The organism is Salinivibrio sp. HTSP, from assembly GCF_003390965.1.
Lineage (GTDB): Bacteria > Pseudomonadota > Gammaproteobacteria > Enterobacterales > Vibrionaceae > Salinivibrio > Salinivibrio kushneri.
The window spans coordinates 1-6,409 of sequence record NZ_PXUD01000056.1 but is presented as its reverse complement, the minus strand read 5'-3'; the positions used below and the strand labels follow the sequence as shown (position 1 = coordinate 6,409).

Below are 6,409 nucleotides of genomic sequence, written 5' to 3'. Positions count from 1 at the left end.
ATGGCGTGTTAGGTGCCGACAACTGATCGGCGGTAGCATGGCTAAACACTGGATACTCAACCAGCTTATCTAACAGCGGCGCTCAATAGGATGCGCGTTTATCCGTGACCGATTCACACTATCTCAGAACGGATGACAAAAAGATCCTATTAGTCAGACGCTTACAGACTCACGCTTGGGGATAGTGTGAATACGTGAGGAGTGATAGGCGGCATGCACACTTTCGCGGAAGAGCCGTATCGATTAAAGAGGAAAAATCCGCGTGGGATCATTCGATTAGGTAGAAAATGGTGCGGATAACGATTTTGCGAAATCGAGTATGCGCGCTAATACAATGTTAGGGCAAAACGATAATCAGCAGGAGTATGTTAATGGCATCACATTTCTGGAAAGGTGATAGTGCGAGTAGGGTTGCATTTGTTTTTAGTACACCCGGTCGTATCGAGGGTGAAAAAGGTCGCCCTGTTTCTGGTGATACAGGGAAAAATTTAGATGCTATTTTAAAGCACTTAAGAGATTTCGATGAAAGTTTGTTCCCTTCCAATGATCGATATTTTTATCGAATTACAAATGCGTCAACCAAGGTAATGTTCTTAGCTCAGAATGACGGTAAAACGGAGGATACAGATAAAAACATTTCTAGACTTTCTAATGTTGAACGTATCAAAAGAGAGATTGAGGGAGTTGAATGTGTGATTCTTTGTGGTGCTAAAGCTAAAAAGTTAGGCAAACATTTAGACGGCGTAATTGTGGTTGAAAGTTGCCATATGGGTTTCAGAGGTCTGCGCCAAACATTCAAAAATAGATCTGAGAATTTGCGTGATATTGGTAAAAGTGACAGGGACTCCAAAAGAAGAGAGTTATGCGCTGACATTATAAAGAAGCAGCTGGCAGAGAAATTGCCCTAACAAACGAGTATGTCGTCAATCCTAAATGTTAGCGAGATTTTTATCCCACATCACGCCGTCTCTAAGCATCGAATTTAAGATCACTACCAACTTGCGCACACAGGCAATAATGGCGACTTTTTTCGGCTTTCCAGCGGCGACTAATCGGGTATACGTCGCTTTAAAAACAGGATTACATTGCATCGCAGACATCATCGCCATATACAACACGGTACGAACTTGAGCACGTCCACCTTGGATCACTCGTTTGCCTTTATATCGCCCACTTTCTTTTGTCACGGGTGCAACACCAATGAGTGATGCCGCTTGTTTGTTAGTTATATAGCCCAGCTCAGGGACGTTACTGATGATAGATGCTGCCGCAATGCTGCCAATGCCAGGCACGCTTTGTAAGAGCGTATTTTTAGTCTGATATTCAGGGCATGCTTCAATCAACTTCACGAGTTTTTGCTCAATGTTGGTGATTTGATTTTTCATCGCAGTGAGCATGGGTTTGATGGTTGAATGCAAGGTTTTGGGCAGTATCTGCAAGCGGTTCTTTTCCATCGTTTGCATAGATAGGAGCTGGTTTCTCCTGATGACTAAGTCACTCATTAGACGTATATTTTCCGCCTTGATAATGGTGATTTCAGGCTTAATGGCGTCGCCATAATGTGCAATTAACTCAGCATCTAAGCGGTCATTTTTCGCTCTGCGGCCAATGGCGCCGGCGAAGCGTTTAATGTGCACAGGGTTGGCGCGTACGATGGGTAAATTGGCTTCAATACACGCGAGCACAAAGGGCATTTCTAATCGGCCAGTGGCTTCAATGATGATGCGCTCAGACTGATATGGCTTGATGATTTTCAATGCATCTTTAATGCCTTTATCAGTGTTTGGCACAGAGAAGAAATGCGCAGTTGGTCTGACGTAGATGTCGAGTTGCGCTTTGCCGGTATCGACGCCGATGTAGATGTTTTGATTGGATGCATTATTCATAATAAGCTAACTCTTGTTTGCGTAATACGGGTTCGAGACCCAGTCGAGTATTCGAGTTTGGTGCTTGGAGTTCTAAGGTGCGTTCATGTTTGTTATCGGTCTCTCGACAGAGGAGCCAGCGTTCAATCGAACTGCACATTAGAAAGCTTTAGTTGCAGCTAAAGCCTGGGTCTCACTTTACCCAAATACGGGTGAGATTATCCATACAAACCAATTCAAGGCGACCCAAATCGTCGCGCGGCTTTTGGTGATTGCCGCTTCGCGTCAGTGTATCACCAAAAAGCACCCAACAGTTTGGGCGCGTGATTGGGGCGTTATAGCGATAGAGGCAAAAAATGATTTGGGAATCTTTTGATTGGAAAGAACCTTTACTAGAAAGCGCATCTAGATTGCAGAAGCTAAGTAAATCAAATGAGATTGATGAATCTGAATTCGTGCAAATTGAAAAAGATGTTTTCATCGGTTTTTATGCCATTAGAAAGCTAATGGATACATCCAAAATCTCAGACTCAACCAAAAGCTTTGATGTTAGTTTGAAGTGTTTCCCTAACCTGAAACCTGTAGATTATATGAATTGGCATAGAGTGGACGAGTTGTATGATCTTGGCGGCAAACAGTGTGAAACCAAAACTCTCAGAGCACTGTGCAATTTTATTGTGCATAGCTATGTATTTATGCCAGAACTAAATGACGAAGGGCACCTTGTAAGTTTTTATGTTACGTCAGACAAAGATCGAAATAAAAAGCTTTACTCAGTTTCTATTGAGCAGGTAATAAACATTTTCAAATTGGTTGGTAGTGATTATCCAAGTAATACCAAGATGGTCAGGAACCCTAAAACAGGTGATTGGGACATACAGTCGTGGTGATGTGGTGATAATCGCTATAACAAACAACTCAACGGGACAAAAACACGCGGCACTTTTGGTTCGGTTTGTTTTTGAGGTTCAGGCTGGTTCGGTTGAGTGAATGGGGTGGTTTTTGCCCATTAGTTGGGCGTTATATTTGAAGGAGACTATGTCGTACGGAGTCATACTAGCCAAGATTCTTCCACAAAAGTACGTGGCTGACTTCCTTGACGGAAATCTGTACATGAATACGGACGCGTATTTCGTTACGGTTGAATCGTCTGATGCACTCCGGTCAGATACTCATGAAGGAGTGGATGAAGCGTGGCAGTTCAAAGAAATCTCCATTCGAGACAGCTCCGGTAACTGGACGCCGATTGGTGGTACACAAAGTCCGTTGATGTACAGATACGGAGAAAAAGAAAGCCGAAACATCCTCTGTATGTACATGTTTACTGATAAGCCCGACTTTCATTTCGATGAACGAAATATTGCCTTCGGGGATGCGGCTGTGATCATAACCGACTTAAAAGAGTTTGTGAGGCGCTACAAGGCGGCAGCACAAGACGCCGGGAAGCGGCTGCTACACGGTCCGGTCGAATACGTCGATAAACGTGACTATCATGGCCAAATGGGGCCGTTCCGCAAGTTCTCGGAGTACCAATATCAAAGCGAATTTCGCTTTGTTCTGTTCGGTGAGAACGGAGAACCGCCAAAGCCCGTAAAGTTTTCTGTGGGCGATATCAGAGACATTGCGATGGTTTTCTCAAGCAACCAATTACCGGAGTTGCCAAAGGTGAAGCCTCAGGGTGGTCGCAACTAAATATAACCAGGCCAGGCACGGCGACGCCTTTTTCGTTACGGCTTCGCCTCCACTACAAAGGCGCGCATACTGGCAGCGTTAGCGCTCAAACCAACAGGCATTGATACGAGAGGAAGCATTAATGGGCCTAGACGACATAGCTACGATTCTCAGCGGTTTCTCCACGGTTGTAATAGCTATTCTTACTGTATTTTTGTGGCGTGAGAATTGGTTGCTGCGGAAGGCTGGCTCGGAGCCTAATTTAGTTGCGTACTTTGAGCCGCATCCAGATGGAACAGGTGGCTTGAATATCTCAATTGCTAATGTAGGTACAGGCCCCGCAAGAAATGTTTACTTTCAATTCCTGGGAGAGTCAGAGCACTTCACCCGCTATAACCTAACCCTGGATTGCACCACAAAGAGAGGCCCTATAACTCTAATTCCGCAAGGAGAGAAAATTTCGATATTGTTTGCTATCGGTTTTCAACTTTTCAAGCCTAAAGATTCCGACTCTAAAGAGCCTATGCCCCCTTTTAATGTTCGCTTGGAGTGGACTAGCTTGAATGGGGCGAATGCAAAATATGAAGACTATCTATTGGATGTTAAGCCGTATGCTGATCTGCCGGGCCTTATTAACAAGCCATATTTACTAAAGATTGTGGATTCCATAGACGGTGTAGGGAAAAGCGTAGGTAAGCTCAATCAAGATGTAAGGAATTTATCAAACCAGATAGAGGCTAACTCTTTAGAAAACCCAGTAGTAAAGAAGGTTAAGGGAAATGATGAGTCTATCTAAACCAGTCGGGTGTATCGCTCCTGTTTGCGTGACTAATATTCTAGCAATACGCCTGCCAGGAATAAACGGCGCTAACAAGTCAAAGCACTCGGACGCAGAAAAGCTGCTCCGGTGTTTGAAGCGTTAGCTGTAGGAGGTAGGTTAGTGCCATTACAAAATAGAGTCGATCCTTTGGGGAATTTGACTGCCGTCAGCTCGCGAGGTGAGTTCCTCGGAAATAGAGGGATTCTGCATGATGAGAGTAGGAAAATAGTTAAGCCTTGGGCGCACAAAAATTGGGTGATTTGTGAACTTAGCTTTAAGGGAATAAAGCGAGAATTGTTTTCTCCGGGTAGCTACTCTGAGCTGTTTTTTTTGGACGAAGCTACAGCATTATCCGCAGGCCACCGGCCTTGCGCTCATTGTAGGCGACAGAGATTTAATGAATTTAAACGCTTATGGGGTGAGGTAAGCAGTTCTCCTGATAAGGTTGCAGTGTCAGCTCCAGAAATAGACAAACAACTTCATCTGGAAAGAGCTAGTCGTAATCGAGACAAAGTCTTATATAGTGCGAATTTTAGCGAAGTTTCAGAAGGTAGTTTTATAGCTATTGGCAAGGAAACGTATCTCTTTTGGAGTGGCAGTCTTCATAAATGGTCTCATCATGGCTACACTGAATCACGCTCGCTACCTTCTCAAAACGAAACTGTATCAGTTATTACCCCATATACTATTGTTCAAATGTATAAGGCGGGTTTTAAACCATTAGTTCATTCGTCAATTTACAGCTAATGAGGCTACATGGATTCCCTCGTTCGTCAAGCATCCGCGAAGCGTATTGAGTTTGGTTTGGACTGCCGCTCTACATTCGGCCTTTTACTGACTCACGTCATGGCCCTGATGACATTGCGCGGTTGCAGTGCCTAATTCGTTAGAAGGCATCAAGGTGCCCGCCGCATTAACAGGCTCTCTGCAAATGGTCTTCACCGATACTCATCAACTTGCGTGTGCAATGACCCGGTTGGTGTACTTCTCTTTACGACAGTGACGAGTTAGGCCGCGTAGTCTTGATAATCTGTTTGATGGTGCAATAACGCCCACACAATGCGTGCATTTTTGGCTGCGAGAGCGACAATGGCGCGATTCATGCCACGTCGCTCAAGGATATTTCGCCCCCAAACACTGAGCCTATCTTGCTTATCGCCTAGGTTCGTGATGACGGCTCTCGCGCCATGCACTAAGAGTGTTCTGAGATATTTATCTCCTCGTTTACTAATACGACCTAATCGAGGCTTTCCTCCGGTTGAGTACTGTTTGGGCACTAATCCAAGCCAAGCCGAAAAGTCTCTACCGGAATCAAACTGCTCGCCTTTTCCGATAGTGGCGATAATCGCCGTTGCTGTTTGTGGACCAATGCCGCGAACATTAAGAATACGCTGGGCATTGGGACTGGCCTTGGTAACCATATCGAAACACTGCTCAGTATCGTCGATACGCTGATTAAGTGTTTGTAGGTGGTCAAAGCAATCTGCCACGACAGCACGAGCAATATCAGGTAGGCCATTTTCTGCTGCCTCGAGAATGAGTGGTACTTGACGGTGAACGGCGGCTCGTCCTGTTGGAATAATAATGCCGAACTCTGCCAGTAATGCACGAATGCGATTAATGAGGGCGGTACGTTCATTGACCCAATGTTCACGTACACGATGAATGGCAAGAATCGCTTGGCGTTCGGGTGACTTAACAGGAATGAACCGGCTGTTTGGACGCTGAACAGCGTCACAAATGGCAACGGCATCGTTCAGGTCATTTTTTACTTTTGTGCGATAAGGACCGACATACTTTGCGGCCATGATGCGGGTATCGTGGCCGAGCTTGTTGAATTCTCTGGCCCAATAATGTGCCCCACTACAGGTCTCAATACCTATGCACATCGTAGGCATATTTGCTAATGTAGCCAGTAGCTTAGCGCGTGAAACAGATTTATGGAGAATGACTTTTCCGTGGTCATCCACCGCGTGAAGAGAAAAGTGGTGCTTGGCGAGATCAACGCCACAAAAGAATTGAGTAGACATGGTTACCTCCGGTATTAAAGGCC

General features: G+C 45.1%; 8 protein-coding genes. 6 read left to right on the top strand and 2 right to left on the bottom strand.

The window, feature by feature from the left end:
• Positions 1-371: 371 nt before the first annotated feature.
• Positions 372-908 carry a uracil-DNA glycosylase family protein gene (locus tag C7A19_RS11250; RefSeq protein WP_116644909.1) on the top strand — a complete coding sequence of 179 codons (537 nt, stop codon included), beginning with the start codon at positions 372-374 and terminating at the stop codon, positions 906-908.
• Between the two features lie 21 nt (positions 909-929).
• Here C7A19_RS11250 and C7A19_RS15685 read toward each other — a convergent pair whose 3' ends face one another.
• Positions 930-1,886 carry an IS110 family transposase gene (locus tag C7A19_RS15685; protein WP_201264083.1) on the bottom strand — a complete coding sequence of 319 codons (957 nt, stop codon included), beginning with the start codon at positions 1,884-1,886 and terminating at the stop codon, positions 930-932.
• A gap of 335 nt (positions 1,887-2,221) precedes the next feature.
• On the opposite strand from C7A19_RS15685, the gene C7A19_RS11240 reads away from it, so the two are divergent.
• The 5 genes from C7A19_RS11240 (at position 2,222) to C7A19_RS15825 (ending at position 5,238) form a co-directional block, all read left to right on the top strand.
• A complete protein-coding gene (locus tag C7A19_RS11240) occupies positions 2,222-2,755 on the top strand; it encodes a hypothetical protein (protein WP_116644908.1) in 534 nt (177 codons plus the stop codon).
• Positions 2,756-2,978: 223 nt separating this feature from the next.
• The gene (locus tag C7A19_RS11235; protein WP_155522564.1) at positions 2,979-3,557 is read left to right on the top strand and encodes a hypothetical protein; all 579 of its coding nucleotides are present in this window, start codon (positions 2,979-2,981) and stop codon (positions 3,555-3,557) included.
• Positions 3,558-3,678: 121 nt separating this feature from the next.
• Positions 3,679-4,332: a hypothetical protein gene (locus tag C7A19_RS11230; protein WP_201264082.1), complete on the top strand. Its 654-nt coding sequence runs from the start codon at positions 3,679-3,681 to the stop codon at positions 4,330-4,332.
• 111 nt (positions 4,333-4,443) lie between these two features.
• Positions 4,444-5,103, top strand: a complete 660-nt coding sequence (locus tag C7A19_RS11225) for a hypothetical protein (protein WP_235614294.1) — start codon at positions 4,444-4,446, stop codon at positions 5,101-5,103.
• A 9-nt stretch (positions 5,104-5,112) separates the two neighbouring features.
• Complete coding sequence (locus C7A19_RS15825) at positions 5,113-5,238, top strand: hypothetical protein (protein ID WP_255566277.1); 126 nt, start codon at positions 5,113-5,115, stop codon at positions 5,236-5,238.
• Between the two features lie 125 nt (positions 5,239-5,363).
• Here C7A19_RS15825 and C7A19_RS11220 read toward each other — a convergent pair whose 3' ends face one another.
• Positions 5,364-6,386 carry an IS110 family transposase gene (locus tag C7A19_RS11220; RefSeq protein WP_116644905.1) on the bottom strand — a complete coding sequence of 341 codons (1,023 nt, stop codon included), beginning with the start codon at positions 6,384-6,386 and terminating at the stop codon, positions 5,364-5,366.
• Positions 6,387-6,409: the final 23 nt, after the last annotated feature.